Below are 22,117 nucleotides of genomic sequence, written 5' to 3'. Positions count from 1 at the left end.
GCCCCGGGGAGCTTGTCAGACGTTGCTCGGTCAGGCGACGGTCGCGGCGATCACAGCCACGGCCAGACCCCACACCACCAGCAAGACCGGCAGGATCAGCACCTGAATCGCCGCATCGCGCGGGGCGAGTCGCCCGGTATTGGTCATGATGCCGCGCGCTTCGAACTCGCCCAGCGTCTGCGGCTTGGTCGTGTTGCCGGCAAGCCGCGTCCACATCGCCGGAACCGCGAAAAAGGCCACGATCAGCAGCACGATGACTGCCATCGGAATTGCCAGCGCCGGATTGGCAAACGCGCTCCCGACGATCACCAGAAAGCCGAGATAGCAGGCCACCGTCACGCCGTAGAGCGCGGTCGGCAGCCCGAAATTGCGATCGGCTTCGACCTGATGGCGCACCGGCGCTGCGGTGGGAAGTTCGACAATGCGCGCGTCGCCGCGGGCGATGATGTCGTGGACGATGTGGCTCATGGGTGATCCTCCTTGTTGAAGAAGGATTACTGCGCCGCGTGCAGCCCTGCTTTGACGTGGATCAAATCAACTTTGCCAGCGCGCCAGATCGCGGTGATCGTCGTCGCGCGGCTCGATCCAGTGCCATTCACCGGCTCGCAATTGGCGCTTCCAGAACCACGCGGCGCTTTTCAGATGATCCATGCAGAAATCGACCGCGTCGATCGCATCGCGGCGATGCAGTGCGGCGGCAGAGACGCAGACGATCGGCTCGCCCGGCCGCAGCACGCCGACTCGGTGCACCATCAACAGGCCCATCAGGGTGAAACGCTCGAACGCGCGGTCGGCAAGCGCGTGCATTCCCGGCAGGGTGAGTGGTTCGTAATGGCTGAGTTCGAGCGCCTCGACCCCTTCGTCGTAGCGAACCTCTCCCACGAAGGTGCACACTCCGCCCAACCCCGGATTGGCCTGCGTGAACGGGCCGATCAGGGTGCCGGGGATGAACATTTCGGTCAGCAGTCGAATGTCGCGCATCGGGTCAGCCGCCGGACACTGGGGGCAGGAAGGCGACCTCGTCGCCATGCCGCGCGACAATCCCTTCGCGGTCGGCCAGCACCTCACCGTTGAGGGCGACCTTAACCCGCTTATCACGGACTGCATCGGCTAGCCCTTCGCGGACATGATCGTCCAACAAGGCGAGGATATCCGGCCAGTCAAGATCTCCTGAACTCGAGGCGATTTGGCTTTCCGATTTACCCGCCGCATCGGCGAGCTTGCCAAGATAGACGAAACGGATCACGCCAAGCCTCCCCCGTCATTGCGAGCGACCGGAGGTCGCGCGGCAATCCAGCTTCGGAACTGGATTGCTTCGCTGCGCTCGCAATGACGAAGCATGGGCCTCACCCCCCCGTCATCGACATATGGCGCGGCACGGCCGGTGCCGCATCGCGCGCATCCATGCGGAAATGATGCTTTTCGGGCTTGATCCGCAGCGCCTCGTCAAGTGCAGCCGCAAGGCCCGCTTCTGGATCGTCAGACCGCAGCGCGGCGCGCAAATCGACCTGCTCGCCCCCGCCAAGGCATGGGTAAAGCTGTCCGGTCGCGGTCACCCGCAGCCGGTTGCACCCGGCGCAAAAATTGTTGGTGTGCGGGGTGATGAAGCCGAGCCGTCCGCCGGTCTCCGCCACATCAACATAGCGCGCCGGGCCGCCGGTGGCACACGCGTTGTCGGTCAGCGTCCAGCGTTCCTCCAGCTCGGTGCGCACGCTGTTGAGCGGCAGATACTGGTCGAGCCGCTCTTCCTCGACATCGCCCAACGGCATGACTTCGATCAGCGTGACGTCGTGACCCTGCCCATGCGCCCAGGCAATCAGATCGGCCAGTTCGCCTTCGTTGACGCCCTTCAGCGCCACCGCGTTCAGCTTGACCATTAGCCCGGCCGCCTTCGCCGCCGCGATCCCTTCAAGCACCTGCGGCAGCGCATCGCGCCGGGTCAGTTCGGCAAACTTCGCCCGGTCCAGCGTGTCGAGCGAGACATTCACCCGCTTGACCCCCGCCTTCGCCAGCGCGTCGGCGTGGCTCGCCAATTGCGTGCCGTTGGTGGTCAGCGTCAGTTCGGCGAGGCCCCCATGTTCTTTGGGCCCCAACCTGCGGCCCAGCGCGGTGAACAGGTCGATGATGTCGCGCCGCACCAAAGGCTCGCCCCCAGTGATGCGGATCTTGGTCACCCCGCGCGCAATGAAGCCCATGGCAAGATCGTGCAGTTCCTCCAGCGTCAGCACTTCGGCCTTGGGCAGGAAGGTCATGCGTTCTGGCATGCAGTAGGAACACCGCAGATCGCAGCGGTCGGTCACCGACAGGCGCAGATAGGTGATGCGGCGCTGAAAGCTGTCGACCAGCGGCGGCAGGGTGCCCGCCGGCGCGTTAAGCGCAATCAGATCACGTCGGCGAGGCGGGTCAATAAGCACGCCTTATTCATGGCACACGAGATACTGCCCTGTCACCCCGGGCGCATCCGCCAGAAAACGCAGGCTGGCGTCGCGCGCCGATCCGGGCGATCCGGCAACCACATTGACGCGGGCAGGCGCTGCCTCGCGCGCCAGATCGCGGGCCAGCGCGAGGCGCCAGTCGCGGTGATCGTGGTCTGCGGGCGGAAGGATGATCGCCAGCGCGGTCACATCGGGCGCGGCCAGCAACGCGCGCGCGGATTCGAGATAGAACGCCATGAACGCCCCTGCCGCATCGAGCGGGCCTTCCGGCAGACGCCCCGCTTCAAGCTGCCGCATCACGGCCTTACGCTCCGGGGCCGGTCGGTCGTTCGCGGTGCAGGGTGATGCCGATCTGCTCATCCGCTTCGGCAATCGCGAGCTTGACGATCTTGACCGTGACCGCCTCCACCCGCGCATCCTGCACGAACAGCGTCTGGCAGATGTGATCGGCGACCGCTTCGATCAGCTTGAAATGCACCCCTTCGGGCAAGCCACCGGTGGCAGCGAATTTAAGGTCCATGTAATTCTTCGACGCATCGAGGGGCGTATCGGGATCGTAGCGATCCGCCACGGCATAACGCACCGCCATCGAAATGCGCAGCGGCTGCGGCTTGCCGGTTTCCTCGGAATAGATGCCGGTGAGGACATCGACGACGAGATCATTGACTTCGAGGGTGAGCGAATCGGTGCGGGAGTTCATGCGGGCGGCCCTTAGCGCGGATTGGACCAGCGCGCGAAGATTGCGGTAGGCAGCAGCCGGCCGCCCTCCCCGTCCTCGCGCACCGCAAGGTCGCCATGTTCGATCTGCCCCGGCAGCGCGCCGAGCGCCTCTTGCAGCAACCCGGCAATCGCAAGGCTGCTCATCCGCACGGCATAGACCGTCAGGAACAGGAAACGGCTGTCGTTATCCAGCAGCTTGGCGCAGTCGGCGACTAGACCGGGAAGGTGTTCTTCGAGCCGCCACACCTCGCCATCCGGCCCGCGCCCGAACTTGGGCGGATCGAGGATGATCCCGTCATAGCGTCGCCCGCGCCGCACTTCGCGCGCAGTGAATTTCGCCGCGTCGTCCACCAGCCAGCGGATCGGGCGATCCTCCATGCCCGAAAGCGCAGCATTCTCCCGCGCCTGCGCAACGGACTTCTTGGACGCATCGACATGCGCGACCTTGCCGTGCCGCGATAGGGCGAGGCTGCCGAGGCCGGTATAGCCGAACAGGTTGAGGGATTCCGCTTCGGTCATCCCATCAAGCTTACCGCGCATCCATTCCCACACCGGGGCCATGTCGGGGAAGAATTGCAGGTGGCGGAACGGCGTAGGCCTGGCGGTGAAGCGGACATCGTCCCACGCCAGCGGCCAGCCCTCTTCGGGCACCGCCTGGTTAAACTGCCAGCGCCCGCCGCCGTCCTCGTCCGATCCGGGGATGAACTCGCCCGCTGCGGGCCAATCCTCATTGCGCGGTTGCCACAAGGCCTGCGGTTCGGGGCGGATGAAGGCGTGGGGGCCGAATGCCTCCCACTTGCGCCCCGCCCCGCTGTCGAGCAGGCGATATCCGTCCCATCCGGTGCATTCCATCACCAGCGGTTGCTGGATAAGCGTCGCCATCAGGCCGCGCCGGACGCAGCCGCGCGCGCCAGCACATAATCGCGGGTGGTGGCGTAATCGCCGGCCAGTTCGGTGAAGCTTTCCTCGCGCCCGAACAGATCGCCAACGCGCGCGGGCAAGGAAGGCCGCATCCCGATGGCGCGTTCGACCGCGTCGTTGAACTTGGCCGGGTGTGCGGTTGCGAGTGTGACCAACGGCACGTCCGGTGCGACCCCGCCCGCCGCCGCGACTGCCCGCGCCGCGTGGAGGCCGACGCCGGTGTGTGGATCGATCACTTGCCCCGCGCGCTGGAAGGCCCATTGCATCGCCCGCGCAGTCTCGGTCTGGTCGGCGCGCGCGCTGGTGAACAATGTCGACGCTGCCTCGCGCTGCGCATTGGTCAGCCGCATCACCTTGCTCGCCTCGAACGCGTGCATCTGCGCCGCCATCGCCGCCCCGTCGCGCCCGCAACCATCGAACAGCAGGCGTTCGAAGTTCGAGGAAACCTGAATATCCATCGACGGGGTGAGCGTCGCCGTGACGCCGCCAGCAGAGTAATCCCCTGCGCTCAATGCCCGGTGCAGGATGTCGTTGATGTTGGTGGCGACGATCAGGCGTTCGATCGGCAGCCCCATGCGCGCCGCGACATAGCCTGCGAAGACATCGCCGAAATTGCCGGTCGGCACGGAATAGGCGACCTTGCGATCCGGCGCACCCAGTTGCAGCGCGGATGCGAAATAATACACCACCTGCGCCATCAACCGCGCCCAGTTGATCGAATTGACCGCGCCGAGGTTCAGCGTGCCCGTCACGTCGGCGTCGTTGAACATCCGCTTCACATGCGCCTGCGCATCGTCGAAGCTGCCCTCGATGGCGAGGTTGTGGACATTGGGCGCGCGCACCGTGGTCATCTGGCGGCGCTGCACTTCGCTGACCCGGCCCTTGGGATGGAGCATGAAGATTTCGGTGCGCTCCCGCCCGGCGACGGCGGTGATCGCGGCAGAACCGGTATCGCCGGATGTCGCGCCGACGATGGTCAACCGCTGGTCGCGCCGTTCCAGAAACAGCTCGAACAAGTGGCCGAGCAATTGCAGCGCCACGTCCTTGAACGCCAGCGTGGGGCCGTGGAACAGTTCGAGCAGCCAGTGCTGCTGATCCAGCTGAACCAGCGGCGCGACGGCGGCATGGCCGAAATCGCCGTAAACCGCGTGGCAAATGGTGGTGAGTTCATCCTCGGTCAGGCTGCCCGCCACGAAAGGCGACATGATCCGCGCGGCGAGATCGGGATAGGCCAGCCCGCGCATGTCGCGAATCTCGGCCTCGCTGAACTGCGGCCATTCGGCGGGCACATACAGCCCCCCGTCATTGGCTAGGCCCGCAAGCGTCACCCCTTCGAAATCGAGCGCCGGTGCGCTGCCGCGTGTCGAGACATATTGCATGGGAGCGCGAGTTAGCGGCGGCGGCGGCGGATTGCCAGCACGTAGATGATCAGCGCGGTCAGCGCGAAGAAGAACCACTGCCCGGCATAGGCGAGGTGATTATTCGGCAGGTCGCCCGGATCGGGCTTGGCCATCGGCTGGAGCCCTGCGACCGGAGGGTCGGCCACAAGGCGCGGCCCCGGCGCAATCACGCCTGTGATGATGCCGCCGCCAAATTCCGGCTGCGCGATGTCGCGACTATATCCCAGATCGACAAGCACAGTTTGATCGCCGTCGACAGCGCAGGTGGCGCGCTGGACCCAGCCCTTTTGGCCCTTTGACGAAGTGCCGGAAACCGGCTCGATATCGACAACCCTGTCGCAGACAACCCGGCTCGGGCGAAACCACGCCTCACCGGTGTCGCCAGTCACCGGGAAGGCAACCTCGTCGCTGGAACTTGCGGCAGCTTCGTAGCGGGCGAGCAGATCAGCCTTCTCGCCCATACGGCCCAGCTGCCACACGCCAAGCGCGATCATTGTCGCGACTGCGGCCAGCACGATGATCGTGGCGATGATCGGCACGCGGCGGGTCATGGGTGCTGGCGTTCCTCGTAATTGTGATAGACCCACATGGTCTTGTAGAACCTGAGCGCGAAGATCACTGCGCCCACCGTCACCGGTGCCCAGAACGCCAGTTGCAGCCACAAGGGCGGGCGCAGCCATGCGTCGATCCCCAGCGCCGCAAGGATCAACACCAGCGCGAACAGCATCGTCAACACGCCGACGAACCGCCCGCCGCGCTCCAATGCAAGAATATCCAGCCCGCACGCGGCGCACTCATCCGCCAGCAGCGCGGGGGCGGCAAACAGCGTCTTCGCGCCGCAGCGGGGGCATAAACCGGAAAGGGCAGTCGAGATTAATCCCGGCTGCCCGTCCTTGCCCTTGGCTGGTTCACTCGGACCGGTGGGGTCCGCGCTCATCAATGGAATTCGGCGCCCCAACCGCCCCACACGTAGATGGTGACGAACAGGAACAGCCACACCACGTCGACAAAGTGCCAATACCACGCAGCCGCTTCGAAGCCGAAATGCTGACGCGGGGTGAAGTGGCCGAGATAGGCGCGGTACAGGCACACGGCGAGGAAGATCGTGCCGACAATCACGTGGAAGCCGTGGAAGCCGGTCGCCATGTAGAACGCGCTCGAATAGGTGTTGCCACCAAAGCCGAACGGCGCAGCGGCATATTCGTATGCCTGAATGGCGCTGAACAGCACGCCCAGCCCGATGGTCGCCCACAGGCCCTGTTTCAGGCCGGTGCGGTCGCCATGAACCAGCGAGTGGTGCGCCCAGGTCACGGTGGTGCCCGAACACAGCAGGATGATGGTGTTGAGCAGCGGCAGCGACAGCGGATCCAGCACTTCCATGCCTTCAGGAATGAACGCCGTCGTCGAGCCCACAACGCCGAACAGGCTGCTGGTCAGCCCGGTTTCCGCGTCATAATTCAGCGCGGTCGGGAACAGCGCGAAGTCGAAGAAGCTCCAGAACCAGCCGACGAAGAACATCACTTCGGACGCGATGAACAGGATCATGCCGTAACGCATGTGAAGCTGCACCACCGGGGTGTGATCGCCGCGCTCGGCCTCGATCACGATGTTGCGGAACCACATGAAGAATGTTGCGATCAGGCCGGCAAGGCCTGCCCACATGACGATGCTCGATGCCGACCCGAACAGATCGGGGTGAAAGCTCAGCACCATGCCGCTGGTGAAGGTCAGCGCCGAGATCGAGCCGACCAGCGGCCAGATATCGGGTTCAAGGATGTGGTAATCGTGGTTTGCCGTGCCAGCCATTGTCGTCGTCCCGTCCCTGGGTTGCTTGCGGTATCAGTTGGTGCCCGCCGGTGCGGCCGTGTCCGGCCCCGACGTGCGGTGGAAAGTGTAGCTCAAAGTGATCTGCTCGACGCCCTGCATATCCGGATCGTCCAGCACAGCCGGATCGACGTAATACAGCACCGGCATGGTCACTTCCTGCCCCGGCGCGAGGGTCTGTTCGGTGAAGCAGAAACACTGGATCTTATTGAAATGCTTGCCCGCCTGTTCCGGCGTCACATTGAAGGTTGCGGTGCCGGTGACCGGCTTGGAGCTTTCATTGCGAGCAATGTAGGTCGCGATGTCGCGCTGGCCGATGGTGACCGTGTCGGTCGCCTGCGTCGGGCGGAATGTCCATGGTACGTCGCTTGCGGTCGATCCGTCGAAACGCACCGAGATGGTCTGTCCGGTGACCAGTGTGGCAGCCTGCGCCGCCTCCGCCTCGCTCGCGACCTGCGTGGTGCCGCCGAAGCCGGTGACGCGGCAGAACATCTCGTACAGCGGCACGGCAGCGTAACCCAGCCCCAGCATCGCCAGCGCGCCCATGAAGGCAAGCACGCCCACGCGCAGATTGCGGCGCGCGGTGTCGCTGTCATGCAGGACCGGCGGGGTCGTCGCCATCAGCCGTCCCCGATCCGCACAATGGTGATAGCGTAGAACAGCACGACGAAGAACAACAGCGTACCCGCCACAACCCAGTTGCGGCTTTTCTGGCGGCGGCGATATTCGGTTTCCTCTTCGGGCGTCATGCCATCCACCCCTGATAGGCCGCCACCCGGTCTGCCACCAGCGCCGCGAACAGCACGAACAGGTAGACGATCGAATATTTGAACAAACGCTTTTCGGGCAGCATCTTGTCGCCCTCAGCCTTCATCCGCGATCCCACCGGCACCGCCAACAGGATAAACAGCGCCGAAAGCACCACCGCGACCGAACCATAGATCCAGCCGGTTCCGCCAATCGCCCACGGGGCAATCGCGATCGGGGTCAGCAGCAGCGTGTAGATCATGATCTGGCGGCGCGTGACCTTCTCGCCCGCGACCACCGGCAGCATCGGAATGCCGACCTTGGCGTAATCGGACTGCACGAACAGCGCCAGCGCCCAGAAGTGCGGCGGCGTCCAGAAGAAGATGATCGCGAACAGCAGCACCGGCATGGCGGTGATCTCGCCCGTCACCGCGACCCAGCCGATCAGCGGCGGGAACGCACCGGCGCCGCCGCCGATCACGATGTTCTGCGGGGTGCGCGGCTTCAGCCACATGGTGTAGATGACCGCGTAATAGATGATCGCGCCGAGCAGCAGCCCAGCCGCCAGCCAGCCGATCGCCACGCCCATTAGGCACACCGACACCGCCGACAGGAAAACGCCGAAATCGCGTGCATCCTCGCGCCGCATCCGTCCGCCCGGAATCGGACGGTTCATGGTGCGCTTCATGCCCTTGTCGAGATCGGCTTCCCACCAGTGGTTGAGCGCCGCCGATCCGCCCGCGCCCATCGAGATCGCGAGGATCGCGGTGAAGCCCAGCACCGGATGGATGCTGCCGGGCGCAGCCAGCACGCCGCAGATCGCGGTGAAGATCACCAGCGTCATCACCCGCGGCTTGGTCAGCGTGAAAAAGTCACGCCAATCCGCCGGGAGAGCGGCGCTCGTCGGGCTGATCTGAGGGGCGGCTGTTTCCATAGTTCCAGTATTTCTCATCGGCGAAGAGCGCGGCATTGCCGCCGCGCCCTCCCCCTTGTGCTTTGCCATCGGCTTGGGGAGCCCCCTGGCTCCCGCCACCTCAGGCGGTCACGCGTCCGTCCTTACGCGGTTGCCGGACGGTGATCGTGGTAATCATGCGCGTCGGTAATCACCGGCAGCGTTTCGAACTGGTGGTACGGCGGCGGGCTGGGCAGCGTCCATTCCAGCGTCGTCGCGCCTTCGCCCCACGGATTGGCCCCGGCCTTCCGGCCCGCCACCAGCGCATAACCGATGTTGACGAAGAAGAAGACCATCGAGCCGGCCATGATGTAATAGCCATAGGTGCTGATCTCGTGCCAGAAGGTGAAGGCATCCGGATAATCGGGATAACGGCGCGGCATCCCCTGCATTCCGAGGAAGTGCTGCGGGAAGAAGATCACGTTCACGCCGATGAAGAACGTCCAGAAGTGCAGATGGCTGAGCAGTTCGGAATGCATCCGGCCGCTCATCTTCGGGAACCAGTAGTAGAAGCCCGCGAACAGCGAGAACACCGCGCCCATCGAAAGCACGTAGTGAAAATGCGCCACCACATAATAGGTGTCGTGCAGGTTGACGTCGATCCCGCCATTGGCGAGCACCACGCCGGTCACGCCGCCGACGGTGAACAGGAAGATGAAGCCGAGCGCCCACACCATCGGCGATTTGAACTCGACACTGCCGCCCCACATGGTGGCGATCCAGCTGAAGATCTTCACGCCGGTGGGAACTGCGATCACCATCGTCGCCGCGGTGAAATACATCTTGGTGTTCACGTCGAGGCCCACGGTGTACATGTGGTGCGCCCAGACGATGAAGCCGACCACGCCGATCGCGACCATCGCGTAGGCCATGCCGAGGTAGCCGAACACCGGCTTGCGGCTGAAGGTCGCCACGATCTGGCTGATCATGCCGAAGCCCGGCAGGATCATGATGTACACTTCCGGGTGGCCGAAGAACCAGAACAGGTGCTGGTACAGCACCGGATCGCCGCCGCCCGCCGGATCGAAGAAGGTCGTGCCGAAATTACGGTCGGTCAGCAGCATGGTGATGGCAGCGGCCAGAACGGGTAGCGCCAGCAGCAGCAGGAAGGCGGTGACCAGCACCGACCACACGAACAGCGGCATCTTGTGCAGGGTCATCCCCGGCGCGCGCATGTTGAAGATGGTGGTGATGAAGTTGGTCGCACCCAGGATCGAGCCTGCGCCCGCAAGGTGCAGCGAGAAGATCGCGAAATCGACCGCCGGACCGACAGACCCGCTGGTCGACAGCGGGGCATAGACCGTCCAGCCGGTGCCCGCGCCGGGGCCGGAGCCGCCGGGGACGAACAGCGAGAACAGCAGGCTGAAGAAGCCGGCAACCGTCAGCCAGAACGAAACGTTGTTCATGCGCGGAAAGGCCATGTCCGGCGCGCCGATCATCAGCGGCACGAACCAATTGCCAAAGCCGCCGATCATCGCCGGCATCACCATGAAGAACACCATGATGAGGCCGTGTGCCGTGATGAACACGTTCCACATGTGCAGCGCGGTATTGAGATCGCTGCCGCCGCCCATGAACTCGGCCCACCAGGTCAGGTACTGAATGCCCGGTTCGGCGAGCTCAACCCGCATGATGCCCGAAATCGCACCACCGATAATCCCCGCGATAATCGCGAAGATCAGGTACATCGTGCCGATGTCCTTGTGGTTCGTCGACATGAACCAGCGGGCGAAGAAGCCCGGCTTGTGGTCCGCGTGATCATGCGCGTCGTGCGAATGATCGCTGTGGACGTCGAAGCCTTCTGCGGTGGTAGCCATTTTCAGATACTCTCTGATGTTATTCGTTCAATTTTTCAGCGCGCGGTCAGCGCAGCAACCTGTTCGGCGGGTGCTTCTTCGGCAGCAGGTGCCTCGATCACGGCTTCTTCCTCGCCGGGCATCGTGCCGCCCTGCGCCCGCACCCATGCCGCGAACTGTTCGGGCGGAAGCGCCTCGACCGCAATCGGCATGTAGGCGTGGCGCGATCCGCACAGTTCGGAACACTGGCCGTAATACACGCCCGGCTCCTTGATGGTCAGGATCTTTTCGTTGAGCCGACCCGGAACCGCGTCCATCTTGAACCACAAGGAAGGCACCGCGAAAGCGTGGATCACGTCCGCAGCCGTCGTCTGGATACGCAGCGGCACACCGGCAGGCACGACCATGCGGTTATCTACCGCCAGCTGCGCAGGCTCGCCATTGGCAATCGCATCGGCATCGGACAGCATGTTCGAAACGACTTCGATCTCGCCGTGATCGGGGTAGGTGTAACCCCAGTACCACTGGTAGCCGGTCGCCTTGATGGTCACCGCATCTTCGGGCGGAACTTCATACTGGCGGGCCAGAAGCGTGATCGAAGGCACTGCGATGATGACCAGAATGATCACCGGCACGATCGTCCACACCACTTCGATCATGGTGTTGTGCGTGGTCTTCGAGGCGACCGGGTTGGTCCCGCGGTTGAAACGCACCACCACGTAGAGCAGCAGGCCGAGCACCAGCAACGAAATGAAGGTGATCACCGGCAGCAGGATCCAGTCGTGCATCCACAGGGCGTATTCGCCATCGACCGAATATTGATCCTGAAAGGTCAGCGACTTCATCATTGCGCCCGACTCTCCGGTGCGCGGATCGGTCGGCATGCCCTTGCCCTTGGTCGGGGCCATCGGCGTGTAGGCGCCTTCAGTCTGCGCCGCATCGGCGTTGGCCGGCGCGATATTGCCCGGCAGAGCTTCTGCGCCGGGCGCAGTCTGCGCGCCATCGACCTGACCGGCCTCGGCTGCGGTGACGGCAGGCGCCGCACCATCCTGTGCGATCGCGCTTACCGGCGCGAACAGCGCCATCAGCGCTGCCAGCGCCGCAAGGGTAGCCAATTTCATACGGCTGTGCATCTGACCCATCTTCGTGTGCCCAAGTGTTATCTAGGTTTTGATCCCATACCGCAGATCGGCGCATCTTGTTGCAAGGCGTCGATAAACAGCGTTCCGCAGGCTTCGGTGCCAGCTTCATCCTCGCCCTTAGCCGCGCTTGCCGAGTGCCTCAAGCGCTTCTAGGGAGAAAATTATGCAAGCCTCCATGTTTGCCGCGCAAGTGGGAGGTTTCCTTTATGTTTTTTCACGGAGTTCGGCCATGACCGAAGACGAAGTGCTGGCAGAATTCCGCGCCTCGGGCGCTCTGCTTGAAGGCCATTTCAAATTGTCTTCAGGCAGGCATAGCGGTCATTACCTGCAATGCGCGCGGGTGTTGATGAACCCTGCGCGGGCCGCGCGGCTGGCCGAGGCGGTGGTCGCTGGCATACCTGCGGATGTGCGCGCAATGATCGACGTGGTAATATCGCCCGCGATGGGCGGAATCATCATCGGCCACGAAGTGGGCCGGGCGCTGGGCCTCGATGCGATGTTCCTTGAACGGCCCGAGGGCACCTTTCACCTGCGCCGCGGCTTTGCGCTCACCCCGGGCGCAAAAGTGCTGATGCTGGAGGATGTTGTCACCACCGGCCTATCCAGCCGCGAAGCCATCGCCGCCGTGGCGCGCGACGGCGCAGAGGTGATCGCCGAATGCGCGATTATCGACCGTTCCTGCGGCTCGGTCGATCTGGGCGTGCCGTTCTATCCTCTGCTCGCCATTGATTTTCCGACCTATGCACCCGATTCCATCCCCGAAGCGTTGGCCCGCGTAGCTGTGACCAAGCCCGGAAGCCGGAAAGAATGAACCAGACCCTCCATCCCCGTCCCCTGCGCCTTGGCGTGAACATCGATCATGTCGCGACCATCAGGAATGCGCGCGGCGGGGATCATCCCGATCCGGTGCGCGCCGCACAGATCGTGGCGAGCGTCGGCGGAGACGGCATCACCGCGCACCTGCGCGAGGACCGCCGCCATATCCGCGACGAAGATCTGGCGCGTATCCAGCAGGCGACCAACCTACCGCTGAACCTCGAAATGGCAGCGACCCGCGAGATGCTCGCCATCGCGCTGCGTCACAAGCCGCACGCCGCCTGCATTGTCCCCGAAAAGCGCGAGGAGCGCACCACCGAGGGCGGTCTCGACGCCGCCGGGCTGCACAACACGCTGGTGCCGATTGTCGACGAGTTGCGCGGCGCAGGCATCCGAGTCTCGCTGTTCATCGAGGCCGATGAACGCCAGCTCGACACCGCCCTGCGGCTGGGCGCGCCGGTGGTGGAATTCCATACCGGCGAATATGCCCACGCCTTCCTCGACGGGAATCGCGACAAGGTGGAACGCGAAGTGCGCCGCATTTCCGACATGGCCGCGCTCGCCGCCAAGAACGGGATCGAGCCGCACGCGGGCCATGGGCTGACGTTCGAGAACGTGCAGCCGATTGCCGCGATTCCCCAGATCGCCGAACTCAATATCGGCCACTATCTGATCGGCGAGGCGGTGTTCGTCGGGCTCGAAAACGCGATCCGCCGGATGCGCGAACTGATGGATGAGGTGCGGTAGTGGCAGGCGGCGATCTCCCTCCGCTGGCGCGTGCGCAAAAGCTGTGGGCTGCTGCTGCCGCCGCGCTGTTCCTGATCGCCATCGGCTTCCTCGGCTTTGCGCTCAGCACGCGGGTGATGATCGCGTTTGCGGTCGGATGGGTGATCTTGCAGATCTTCGGCTTCGTCGGCGCGGTGAAGGTCGCCAAGGGCGATTTTGCGCACCCGCTGTTCAAGGCGCAGGTGATGCTCCACGTTGTCGCGCTCGGGCTGCTGGCGGCGGTAATGGTAAGGGTGCTTTTTTGATTGCGCTCGCCATCCGGCGAGCGATTTCCTCGCTCACGCGGCCTGAAGGCCGCGTCGCTGCGGGCGGCCGGTCGGCCTTGCGGTCGCTGCGCGCCCGTTCCGGCGCTTTCAAGATAGGTTTGTCATGATCATCGGCCTCGGCTCGGACCTCTGCAATATCGAGCGGATCGCCAATTCGATTGCCCGCTTCGGCGAGCGGTTCGAGAACCGCGTCTTCACCGCCACAGAAATTGCCAAGGCCCGCCGCCGCCCCTTCACCATCGCGGGCACCTACGCCAAACGGTTCGCCGCCAAGGAGGCGTTTTCGAAGGCGGTCGGCACCGGCTTCAAACGCGGCGTCTTCATGAAGGATATCGGCGTCGTGAACGCTCCATCGGGCGCGCCGACGCTCGCGCTGACAGGCGGCGCGGCATTGCGGCTTGAAGAAATGATCCCGGCAGGCCATGAGGCGCGCATTCATCTTACCCTCACCGACGATCATCCATGGGCGCAGGCCTTCGTGATCATCGAAGCCATCCCCCTCTGACGGGCTCCCGACGCACATGGCAACCACCGATACCTCGCATATGACCGAAAACAGCGCCCCCGAAGCACCCCAGAAGGTCAACTGGCTCGCGGAAATCCGCGGGCTGGCGCTGATGCTGCTGGCGGTGCTCGCCTTCCATAGCCTTGTCGCCAAGCCGTTCTACATCCCCTCGACATCCATGATGCCGAGCCTGTGGGTGGGTGATCGGCTGGTGGTGAGCAAATATCCCTATGGCTGGTCGTGGGCCTCGGCGAGTTTTCACCTGCTGCCGCGCAGCGACTGGCGGATTCTGCCTTCGACCCCGGAATATGGCGATATCGTGATCCCGGTGCATCCCATCCGGAACGAGGATTACATCAAGCGCGTGGTCGCCCTGCCCGGTGATACCATCGAAGTGCGCGGCGGTCAGATCATCCTCAACGGCACCCCGATCAAGCGCGAAGTGGTGCCGCCGGTGCGCCTGCCGTTCGAGCCGGGATTGTTCTGCCGCAACATGCCCTGCCTCGACGCGTTCGAGCAGTATCGGGTCACCGGCGCGGACGGCAGCGAGTTCTTCGAGCCGCCGACATGGCGCGAAACCCTGCCCAACGGCGCGACCTATCTCACGATCGATTACCGCGACCAGCGGCTCGACAATTACGGCCCCTACACCGTGCCTGAGGACCACGTGTTCGTGATGGGCGACAACCGCGACGAAAGCGCCGACAGCCGCGCTGAAGCGATCGAGAGCGGGCTGGGTGCAGGCGTGCCGCTGGCCAATATCGGCGGGCGGGCAGAGTTCATCACCTTCAGCCTCGACGGGACGACCACATGGAACCCGGCGAGCTGGTTCACCAGCCTGCGCGGCGATCGTGCATGGACGACTTTGCGCCCGCCGCTCGCCGAAGGCTACGCCACACAGCCTGCGGGCGAATAACGAAGGCTCTGAGCCATGGCCCGCAAGTTCCTCTATTTTATCGCGTTCTGCATCGTTCTGGTGATTGCGGGTGCGATCGGGCTGAGCCTGTTCTCGACCGAACTGACCCGGATGGCGATGGTGCCGACCACCGAGTTTGTCGAACAGGAGCCGTTCGAGGAAAGCGTCTATCAAGACCCGGCACTATGGTATTCGCGCCCCGGCATCGGCGTGAACGATCCGGCGCGCTGGCAGCCGGCCTATGCCGATGATCGCGGGCTGCTGCCCACCCCGGCAGAGCCGCCTGCGGAGCCGTTCGCGGTGTTCTTCGTCCACCCGACCAGCTATCTCAACCGCACCAACTGGAATGCTCCGCTGGAAAACGGCGGCGATCCCGAGGCCGAGCGGATCGCCCGCATCTACCTGCGCGGCATGGCCAGCCCCTTCAACGCGGCGAGCGAAATCTGGGCGCCGCGATACCGGCAGGCGACCATGGGCGCGTTCCTGACCGATGCCGAGGAAGGACGCATGGCAATCGACGCCGCCTATGCCGATGTGCGCGAGGCGTTCCGCTATTTCCTCTCCAGCGTGAAACCCGGCACGCCGATCGTACTGGCGGGCCATTCGCAAGGCGCGCTGCATCTCAAGCGCCTGCTGGCCGAGGAAGTGCGCGGATCGCCAGCGGCCGAGCGGCTGGTCGCGGCCTATATCATCGGCTGGCCGGTGAGCCTTCAGCACGATCTGCCGGCAATCGGCTTTCCCGCCTGCGCCGCGCCCGATCAGGCGGGCTGCGTGATCAGCTGGTCGAGCTTTGCCGAACCCGCCGATCCGGTGATGGTGCTGACCGCCTATGGCAGCACCCCGGCGCTGGATGGCACCGCGCCCGGCAAAACTCCGATGCTGTGCAGCAACCCCCTGACAGGCCAGTTCGGCGGCACCGCGCCTGCCAGCGCCAATCTCGGCACGCTGGTGCCCGAAGACAGCATGGAAAAGGGCGAATTGCGCCCCGGCCTCGTCCCGGCGCGCTGCGACGAGCGCGGTTTGCTGCTGATCGGCCCGCCGCCCGAAATGGGATCATACGTGCTGCCGGGCAATAATTACCACGTCTACGATCTGCCGTTGTTCTGGGCGAACACCAAGGCCGACGTGATCCGGCGGGTCGAGGCGTGGCAGGCCCAAGCGAATTGATCTTCGAGGATGCGCGCGGCTTTGGCGAGGCCGTGGGAGATGCGGGCGGAGCATTGCTCGGCCTCGATCTCGGCACCAGAACGATCGGCACGGCGACCTGCGATGCGGGCTGGCGCTTCGCCACCAACCACATCACCATCCAGCGCGGCAAGTGGGGCCGCGACCGCGAGACGCTGGCCGCGCTGATCAAGGCACGCAGCGTGCGCGGAATCGTGATCGGCCTGCCGCGCAACATGGACGGCAGCGAAGGCCCGCGCGCGCAGGCGAGCCGCGCCTATGCCCGCAACTGCGCCGAAGCCTTCGCGCTCCCCATCCTGCTATGGGACGAACGCTGGTCGACGCAGGCCGCCGAAGCCGCGATGATCGGGCAGGATATGAGCCGCGCCAAGCGCGCTGCGGCGATCGATGCCCACGCCGCAGCGGTGATCCTGCAAGGCGCAATCGACCGATTGGCTGGCGGGGTGCTTTAAAGCGCCGCCCGACGCGCCCGCGCTGCGCCTGCGACCATCCGGCTGCCCGACAATTCGCCAGCGCGCCACAGCGCGTCCTCATCCGCCGGATCGTCGAGCAAATCCGCCCGCGCCTCGAAACTCGCCAGCCGAATCCGGTCGCTTGGATGCGCCGCGCCGGCCCATTCGGCGAACTCCAGCGCGCTATCTGCCCCGCTCGCCACCGCGACGCGCAGAAACGCCTCGGTCGCGTGGGGATTGAGCAGCCGCGCCACCGTGCCGCGCTCCAGATCGAAGCCATACTGATCGAACCACCCCTGCGCCGGGTCGATCCGCATGACGTTGAGCGACACCGACAGGCTTTCGGGCGGCAACTGGCTGTGGACGTCGCGATGCTTGCGGTACAGCACCAGCTTGCCGGGGGAGAGCGTCGAGCGTTCGACGAAGCGCAGCCCCGCATCCTCGCCCGGATAGCCTGCCACTTCGGCATAATCATATTCGTAGTAATCGCTGGCATAGCCCGGCCCGCAATATCCGACCGTGAGAAAATCGAAATTGTGATCATGGGCCGCGCCGTAGACAAAACTTGCCGCGCCGCTCGTCTGGAACACGCAATCACGCGGGGAAGGCCAGATCGCCGCGCGCAGGAAGGCGCTGCCCGCACGGGCTGAACGCGAGCGGCTGAGGATGATCGCCTGCGGGCCATAGCCGCTGGCGATCTCGTCCCCGCCGCGTCCGGCCAGCCGATCCACCAGCAGATCGCCGAGAAAATCGCGATTATTCGCCAGCCGCCGCAGCCAGCCCGCCGCCGCTTCGGTGCTGGCGGTATCTTCGGGGTTGAAATCGATGGCGTCCAGCGCCGCGGTGCACTCCCCCAGCGAGCAGGTTTCGGCGGAAGGATTGTCGATCACCAGCGGCATCAGGCAGGCTCCAGCACAGCAAGTCCGGGATGGGCGGCGACAAGATCGCGGTGCAGCTTTGCCGCAGGATCACCCAGGCTGTCGTCGGGGCGAGCGACCAAGCGCGCCAGCAGCGCCACGCCGCGCGCGGTATCCAGCCCGAGCAACTGACGCAGCGCCTCCCACCGCAGATCGCGCATCGCCGCTTCGTCGAGCGCGAGCCGCTCGATTGCATCCAGCGCCGGCCGGTGCGCGAGCGCCCCCAACACACCCAGCGCCATCATCTGCTGGCTGGTGCGCTTGCAGGCGCTGATCGACTTCAGCAGCGCGCCGCCCGGCAGCGCATATTCGCGCGAGGGTTCGGGATGCACCGCCTCGCGGGTCAGTTGCAGCACCAGCAAGGGGCGCGTCACGGCGGTGATCCGGCGCGCATCGGCCGCGCCATTGCGGTTGATGCAGGTGCCGGGACGACATTCGATCTCATCCGACGCCAAACCCAGCCGAGTCCGCCGATAGAGCGCCGCCCGCCCTGCCCCTGCCAGCACGATCTCATGCGCCTCGCAATCCTCCAACAATGCCGATGATGTGGCGCTTTGGGGCGTGGGTGCGAAGACTGTCAGCCGCAGCGTCGCACGGCCATGTTCCGCCAAGCGGATGCGGGCGAGGCCCAGCGCGGCGGAATAGCCCAGCGGCAGCTGCGCCAACGGCTCGGCCCGCAGGGCTGCAACCAGCGGCGCGATGAAATCACCGGCGAAATCGCGCGCCGCCGCGGGCGTTCGGACAAGCCGCGCCAGCGCGGGCAGATCGGCAAGCGGCGCGCCCGCGCCATATGCCGCCAGCGCCTCGAGCGCGGCAGCCGCTGCGGGCGACGCCCGCCAGCGTGCCAGTGCCGTATCGACACGGCGCTGCGGAGCCTGATGACCCCGCAGCGCCGCAATTGCGGGATGGACGTGCATCGCCAGTCCGCCCCTTCGCTCTCAGAACACCGCTTCAGGCGGAAGCACTTCGTAGAGGTAGACCATGATGTCGACGATCCGGTCGTCGAGCGCGCCACTGGTCTGAAGCACCGAGCCGAACAGCGCCTGCGCGCCTTCGAGCGCCGGGATCTGATCGAGATTGATCTTCGGGAAATCCATCTGCTTTCCTTTCTGGTCGTGCGGAGCCAGCGCCTGCCAGCCCGCAAGGATCAAGGTGACGGGACCGGGCCTGCACATGAAATTAAATGATTGTAACCGGGCCTCCGGCGCTCCTATGCAGCCGGGCATGGATACCTCCCCCGCCCGGTTTGATGCCCGTGAAGCGTCGAAATGGTTCTTTCAGCATGGTCACACCGGCTGGCTCGGCCTCAAATTCGCCGATCAGGGCGACAACTGGGTCGAGCTGGAACTGCCCTGGCGTGAGGATCTGCTGGGCGACCGCAGCCGTCTGGTGCTCGCCTCCGGCCCGATCATCAGCCTGATGGACATGGCCAGCGGCATGGCGATCTGGCGGGCGAGCGGCGGCTTCGATCCGGTGGCGACGCTCGATCTGCGCGTCGATTACCAGCGCCCGGCGCGCGAGCGGGCCAGCGTGCGCGGACGGGTGGAATGCTATCGCCGCACGCGGTCTGCCGCATTCGTGCGCGGGATTGCGCATGATGGCGACCCGGATGATCCGGTGGCGCATGTCGCGGGCGTGTTCATGACGATCGGGGCCGACCCGAGAGCGGGAAACCCCGCCTTGAAGGGCAGCGATGATGCCTGACGCGCGCGAACCACTGGAACTGCCCGCCTATGCCCGGTCCCTCGGGATTACGGTATGTGGGGAGGAGGCCGGAATGCCGGTGCTGACGGTCGCATTCGGTCCGGCGGTCGAAGGCCATCCGGCGCATTTCCACGGCGGGGCGACCGCGGGCCTGCTGGAAGCGGCGGGCTATGCCGCCTTGCACACCGCGCTGCTGGCAGCGGGGCGCGATCCGCAGCTGAAGCCGATCAATATCACAGTGCAATACCTTGCTGCGGGCAAGAGCAAGCCGAGCTTCGCGATTGGCCGGATCACACGGCTGGGGCGGCGCAACGCCAATGTCGCGGTGGAAGCGTGGCAGGATGACCGGACGCGACCGATTGCGGCGGCGGTGATGAATATCCTGATCGTCTAGGGCGTTCTAGGGCGGTGATCCCGGCGTCGGCGTGGCCGCAGGCTGGATCACCACCCCGCCTTCGCCCAGCCGCACTTCGATCGGCACGCCTTCTTGCGACAGCGTCACTCCGCCGCCGTCGATCCGGAGCGTGGTGCCGTCCTCGCCCAGCGGAATTTCTTCCCCTTCGCCGATATCGAGTGGCTGCACCGGCCCTTCGGGATCGGGGGATTCGGTGGCCCGGGGCGGCGGCGCGGCTTCGAGCTTCAGCGCAGCCCGCATGAAATCGCGCCAGATGCGCGCAGGCGTGCTGCCGCCGGTCACGCCCTTCATCGGCGCGTTGTCATCATGGCCAACCCACACGCCCACCACCAGATCACCGGCATAGCCCACGAACAATGCGTCGCGGTAATCCTGCGTGGTGCCGGTCTTGCCGTAATTGGCGATCGGCAGCACCGCATTGCGGCCCGTTCCGCGGTTAATTGCGGCGCGCAGCATCGTCTCGATATCTTCGTGGTCCCCGCGCGACACGCTGTCCTTGCGCGTCGTCAGCCATTCCCACCAACCCTGCTCCTCACGCGCGAAGGCATGGGGTTCGACCGGGAATTCGTTCGCCGCGATCCCGGCATAGGCGGCGGTCAGTTCCATCAGCGTCATCACCGACGTGCCGAGCGCGAGGCTGGGGTCGCCCTCCGCCATCGGCGCGGTGATGCCGAGCGATCGCGCGGTGCGGATCACCTTTTCGCTGCCCACCGCCTGAAACAGCCGGAGCGCGGCGACATTGCTCGATTGCGCGAAGGCTTCCTCCAGCGTGATCTGATCCGAATACCGCCCGCGCGCGTTTTTGGGGCGGTAGCTGCCTTGGGTGATTTCGGTGTTGGGGATGGTGTCGTCCGGCTCCCACCCGGCCTCGAGCGCGGCGAGGTAGACGAAGGTCTTGAAAGTCGAACCCGGCTGGCGGCGCGCCTGCGTGACCCGGTTGAATGCGGATTGGCTGTAATCCTTGCCCCCCACCATGGCGACGACTTCGCCGTTGCGGCGCATCGCCACCAGCCCCACCTGCGCCCCGCCAAGCGGCGCGCGCGCGACCACGCGGTTCGCCAGCGATTGCAGCCGCGCATCGAGCGTGGTGGTGAGCACCTGGCGCGAATAGCTCGCCTCCATCCCCTCACGCGCCAGCGGCAGCGCCCAGTCGGCGAAATAGGTGCCGGTCGGCAGGTTGTCGTCACGCGTGCGCACGTCGATGCGCGGATCGGGCAGCGCGGCGGCCTCGGCAGCGGTGAGATAGCCTTCCTCGACCATCGCGCCCACCACCAGATCCATGCGCGCCCGCGCCCGATCATAATGTTTGGTGGGGGCATAGCGCGACGGTGCCTGTAGCAATCCCGCCAGCATCGCCGCCTGTTCGGGGCGCAGCTTTTCGGGATGACGGTAGAAATAGTGCAGGGACGCGGCGCGCAATCCGTACTGGTTGTCGCCGAAATAGGCGTTCGACAGATAGCGTTCGAGGATCTCGTCCTTGGTCAGCCAGCCTTCCAGCCAAAACGCGATCAAGGCCTCGCGCGCCTTGCGGCTGAGGCTTTGTTCGGGTGTCAGGAAGGTGAACTTGGCGAGTTGCTGGGTAATCGTCGATCCGCCGCCATATCCCGTCCACGCGGCGCGCGCGATGCTGCGCGGATCGACGCCGAAATGCGAACGGAACCGCCGGTCCTCGATCGCGATGAAGGCCTGCGTCACGTGCGGCGGAAGGTCTGCGACCTTGACCGGCGCTTCGACCACCGCGCCGCTGCGGGCGATCGGCGTGCCGTCGCTGGCGAGCAGCGTGACCTGCGGCGGGGCGATGGGTTCAAGGCTTTTGGATAGCGGCGCCGTGGTGGCGAGCCAGCCGATCAGCACGATGAACAGCGCAAGGCCCGCGAGCATTCCGCGTCCCGTCCACCACCACTTGCTGCGGCTGCGCCAGTAATCGCGCTGCCACCAGCGCAGGCGGCGTTTTTCTTCGCCCTCCAGCGCCTCGTCGATTCCGGCGAGCTTGGCGTCCCATGCGTCGAAATCGGGTGTGGCAGACGCGCGCGGGCGGGGGAGATCGTCGTCCTCGTCGGGATCGAGCGGCCGCATCGATTCGTAGAGCGGATAATATCCGGCGGGCGCGTCGCCCCCGGCACCATCCGCACCGCCGCGTGAGCCTTTCCAGAATCGGTCGAACAGCGCCATCGTGAAGACTGTGTTATCAGTCTATGACACTGCGGGGCAAGCGGCT

At 65.2% G+C, this 22,117-nt stretch carries 29 protein-coding genes; 9 read left to right on the top strand and 20 right to left on the bottom strand.

Features of this window, described 5'->3' with window-relative positions; all coding sequences use genetic code 11:
• Positions 1 to 30 precede the first annotated feature (30 nt).
• The 16 genes from Q0L48_RS05790 to coxB all read right to left on the bottom strand — a co-directional run bounded on the left by Q0L48_RS05790 (position 31) and on the right by coxB (position 11,916).
• A complete protein-coding gene (locus Q0L48_RS05790) occupies positions 31 to 468 on the bottom strand; it encodes a hypothetical protein (protein ID WP_296718341.1) in 438 nt (145 codons plus the stop codon).
• 66 nt (positions 469 to 534) lie between these two features.
• Positions 535 to 981, bottom strand: a complete 447-nt coding sequence (locus tag Q0L48_RS05785; RefSeq protein ID WP_296718339.1) for a molybdenum cofactor biosynthesis protein MoaE — start codon at positions 979 to 981, stop codon at positions 535 to 537.
• Between the two features lie 4 nt (positions 982 to 985).
• Positions 986 to 1,246, bottom strand: coding sequence for a MoaD/ThiS family protein (locus tag Q0L48_RS05780; protein ID WP_296718338.1), 261 nt, complete (start codon positions 1,244 to 1,246; stop codon positions 986 to 988).
• Between the two features lie 100 nt (positions 1,247 to 1,346).
• Positions 1,347 to 2,354, bottom strand: a complete 1,008-nt coding sequence (gene moaA / locus Q0L48_RS05775; protein WP_296718777.1) for a GTP 3',8-cyclase MoaA — start codon at positions 2,352 to 2,354, stop codon at positions 1,347 to 1,349.
• Between the two features lie 63 nt (positions 2,355 to 2,417).
• Positions 2,418 to 2,732 carry a Rossmann fold domain-containing protein gene (locus tag Q0L48_RS05770; protein WP_367274020.1) on the bottom strand — a complete coding sequence of 105 codons (315 nt, stop codon included), beginning with the start codon at positions 2,730 to 2,732 and terminating at the stop codon, positions 2,418 to 2,420.
• A gap of 7 nt (positions 2,733 to 2,739) precedes the next feature.
• A complete protein-coding gene (locus Q0L48_RS05765) occupies positions 2,740 to 3,135 on the bottom strand; it encodes a dihydroneopterin aldolase (RefSeq protein ID WP_296718334.1) in 396 nt (131 codons plus the stop codon).
• 11 nt (positions 3,136 to 3,146) lie between these two features.
• Positions 3,147 to 4,037 (bottom strand): class I SAM-dependent methyltransferase, encoded by an 891-nt coding sequence (locus tag Q0L48_RS05760; protein ID WP_296718332.1) that lies wholly within the window; start codon positions 4,035 to 4,037, stop codon positions 3,147 to 3,149.
• Positions 4,037 to 5,455: a threonine synthase gene (gene thrC, locus Q0L48_RS05755; RefSeq protein ID WP_296718331.1), complete on the bottom strand. Its 1,419-nt coding sequence runs from the start codon at positions 5,453 to 5,455 to the stop codon at positions 4,037 to 4,039. The genes Q0L48_RS05760 and thrC overlap by 1 nt, the downstream gene beginning before the upstream one ends.
• Positions 5,456 to 5,466: 11 nt before the next feature.
• Entirely contained in the window at positions 5,467 to 6,027 is a 561-nt protein-coding gene (locus Q0L48_RS05750; RefSeq protein ID WP_296718329.1) for an SURF1 family protein, read from the bottom strand.
• Positions 6,024 to 6,413 carry a DUF983 domain-containing protein gene (locus Q0L48_RS05745; protein ID WP_296718327.1) on the bottom strand — a complete coding sequence of 130 codons (390 nt, stop codon included), beginning with the start codon at positions 6,411 to 6,413 and terminating at the stop codon, positions 6,024 to 6,026. The genes Q0L48_RS05750 and Q0L48_RS05745 overlap by 4 nt, the downstream gene beginning before the upstream one ends.
• Positions 6,413 to 7,282: a cytochrome c oxidase subunit 3 gene (locus Q0L48_RS05740; protein ID WP_296718325.1), complete on the bottom strand. Its 870-nt coding sequence runs from the start codon at positions 7,280 to 7,282 to the stop codon at positions 6,413 to 6,415. The genes Q0L48_RS05745 and Q0L48_RS05740 overlap by 1 nt, the downstream gene beginning before the upstream one ends.
• Before the next feature lie 33 nt (positions 7,283 to 7,315).
• Positions 7,316 to 7,921 (bottom strand): cytochrome c oxidase assembly protein, encoded by a 606-nt coding sequence (locus Q0L48_RS05735; protein WP_296718324.1) that lies wholly within the window; start codon positions 7,919 to 7,921, stop codon positions 7,316 to 7,318.
• Positions 7,921 to 8,049: a hypothetical protein gene (locus Q0L48_RS05730; protein ID WP_296718322.1), complete on the bottom strand. Its 129-nt coding sequence runs from the start codon at positions 8,047 to 8,049 to the stop codon at positions 7,921 to 7,923. The genes Q0L48_RS05735 and Q0L48_RS05730 overlap by 1 nt, the downstream gene beginning before the upstream one ends.
• A complete protein-coding gene (locus Q0L48_RS05725) occupies positions 8,046 to 8,981 on the bottom strand; it encodes a heme o synthase (protein ID WP_296718320.1) in 936 nt (311 codons plus the stop codon). Before Q0L48_RS05725 ends, Q0L48_RS05730 begins: the two co-directional genes overlap by 4 nt.
• A gap of 122 nt (positions 8,982 to 9,103) precedes the next feature.
• Positions 9,104 to 10,816: a cytochrome c oxidase subunit I gene (gene ctaD, locus Q0L48_RS05720; RefSeq protein ID WP_296718318.1), complete on the bottom strand. Its 1,713-nt coding sequence runs from the start codon at positions 10,814 to 10,816 to the stop codon at positions 9,104 to 9,106.
• Positions 10,817 to 10,851: 35 nt separating this feature from the next.
• Positions 10,852 to 11,916: a cytochrome c oxidase subunit II gene (coxB, locus tag Q0L48_RS05715; RefSeq protein ID WP_296718315.1), complete on the bottom strand. Its 1,065-nt coding sequence runs from the start codon at positions 11,914 to 11,916 to the stop codon at positions 10,852 to 10,854.
• Positions 11,917 to 12,166: 250 nt separating this feature from the next.
• Here coxB and pyrE point away from each other — a divergent pair, with 250 nt between their 5' ends.
• From pyrE to ruvX, 7 genes are all read left to right on the top strand, one after another.
• Complete coding sequence (gene pyrE, locus Q0L48_RS05710; RefSeq protein WP_296718313.1) at positions 12,167 to 12,748, top strand: orotate phosphoribosyltransferase; 582 nt, start codon at positions 12,167 to 12,169, stop codon at positions 12,746 to 12,748.
• A complete protein-coding gene (locus Q0L48_RS05705; RefSeq protein ID WP_296718309.1) occupies positions 12,745 to 13,500 on the top strand; it encodes a pyridoxine 5'-phosphate synthase in 756 nt (251 codons plus the stop codon). Before pyrE ends, Q0L48_RS05705 begins: the two co-directional genes overlap by 4 nt.
• Positions 13,500 to 13,784, top strand: a complete 285-nt coding sequence (locus Q0L48_RS05700; protein WP_296718307.1) for a pyridoxal phosphate biosynthetic protein — start codon at positions 13,500 to 13,502, stop codon at positions 13,782 to 13,784. The genes Q0L48_RS05705 and Q0L48_RS05700 overlap by 1 nt, the downstream gene beginning before the upstream one ends.
• A 124-nt stretch (positions 13,785 to 13,908) precedes the next feature.
• Positions 13,909 to 14,310 carry a holo-ACP synthase gene (gene acpS / locus Q0L48_RS05695; protein WP_296718305.1) on the top strand — a complete coding sequence of 134 codons (402 nt, stop codon included), beginning with the start codon at positions 13,909 to 13,911 and terminating at the stop codon, positions 14,308 to 14,310.
• Positions 14,311 to 14,326: 16 nt separating this feature from the next.
• Complete coding sequence (lepB, locus tag Q0L48_RS05690) at positions 14,327 to 15,226, top strand: signal peptidase I (protein WP_296718304.1); 900 nt, start codon at positions 14,327 to 14,329, stop codon at positions 15,224 to 15,226.
• Between the two features lie 15 nt (positions 15,227 to 15,241).
• Entirely contained in the window at positions 15,242 to 16,393 is a 1,152-nt protein-coding gene (locus Q0L48_RS05685; RefSeq protein WP_296718302.1) for a DUF3089 domain-containing protein, read from the top strand.
• A complete protein-coding gene (gene ruvX, locus Q0L48_RS05680; protein ID WP_296718300.1) occupies positions 16,372 to 16,863 on the top strand; it encodes a Holliday junction resolvase RuvX in 492 nt (163 codons plus the stop codon). The genes Q0L48_RS05685 and ruvX overlap by 22 nt, the downstream gene beginning before the upstream one ends.
• Here the strand turns inward: ruvX and Q0L48_RS05675 are convergent.
• The 3 genes from Q0L48_RS05675 to Q0L48_RS05665 are packed head-to-tail and all read right to left on the bottom strand — an operon-like array spanning position 16,860 to position 18,877.
• On the bottom strand, positions 16,860 to 17,762 hold the full coding sequence (locus Q0L48_RS05675; protein ID WP_296718297.1) for a transposase: 903 nt from the start codon (positions 17,760 to 17,762) through the stop codon (positions 16,860 to 16,862). The two genes, ruvX and Q0L48_RS05675, sit on opposite strands and share 4 nt — an antisense overlap.
• On the bottom strand, positions 17,762 to 18,697 hold the full coding sequence (locus tag Q0L48_RS05670) for a hypothetical protein (RefSeq protein ID WP_296718294.1): 936 nt from the start codon (positions 18,695 to 18,697) through the stop codon (positions 17,762 to 17,764). Before Q0L48_RS05670 ends, Q0L48_RS05675 begins: the two co-directional genes overlap by 1 nt.
• 21 nt (positions 18,698 to 18,718) lie before the next feature.
• On the bottom strand, positions 18,719 to 18,877 hold the full coding sequence (locus tag Q0L48_RS05665; RefSeq protein ID WP_296718289.1) for a hypothetical protein: 159 nt from the start codon (positions 18,875 to 18,877) through the stop codon (positions 18,719 to 18,721).
• Positions 18,878 to 19,004: 127 nt separating this feature from the next.
• Here Q0L48_RS05665 and Q0L48_RS05660 point away from each other — a divergent pair, with 127 nt between their 5' ends.
• Positions 19,005 to 19,484: a PaaI family thioesterase gene (locus Q0L48_RS05660; RefSeq protein WP_296718285.1), complete on the top strand. Its 480-nt coding sequence runs from the start codon at positions 19,005 to 19,007 to the stop codon at positions 19,482 to 19,484.
• Positions 19,477 to 19,878, top strand: a complete 402-nt coding sequence (locus tag Q0L48_RS05655; protein ID WP_296718282.1) for a PaaI family thioesterase — start codon at positions 19,477 to 19,479, stop codon at positions 19,876 to 19,878. Before Q0L48_RS05660 ends, Q0L48_RS05655 begins: the two co-directional genes overlap by 8 nt.
• Before the next feature lie 6 nt (positions 19,879 to 19,884).
• Here the strand turns inward: Q0L48_RS05655 and Q0L48_RS05650 are convergent, their stop codons facing one another.
• On the bottom strand, positions 19,885 to 22,071 hold the full coding sequence (locus tag Q0L48_RS05650) for a transglycosylase domain-containing protein (RefSeq protein ID WP_296718279.1): 2,187 nt from the start codon (positions 22,069 to 22,071) through the stop codon (positions 19,885 to 19,887).
• Between the last annotated feature and the right edge of the window lie 46 nt (positions 22,072 to 22,117).

Origin of the sequence: Erythrobacter sp., assembly GCF_024305245.1 — a bacterium.
In the GTDB taxonomy this organism is placed as follows: Bacteria; Pseudomonadota; Alphaproteobacteria; order Sphingomonadales; family Sphingomonadaceae; genus Erythrobacter.
This window is presented reverse-complemented; position numbering and strand designations above follow the sequence as displayed.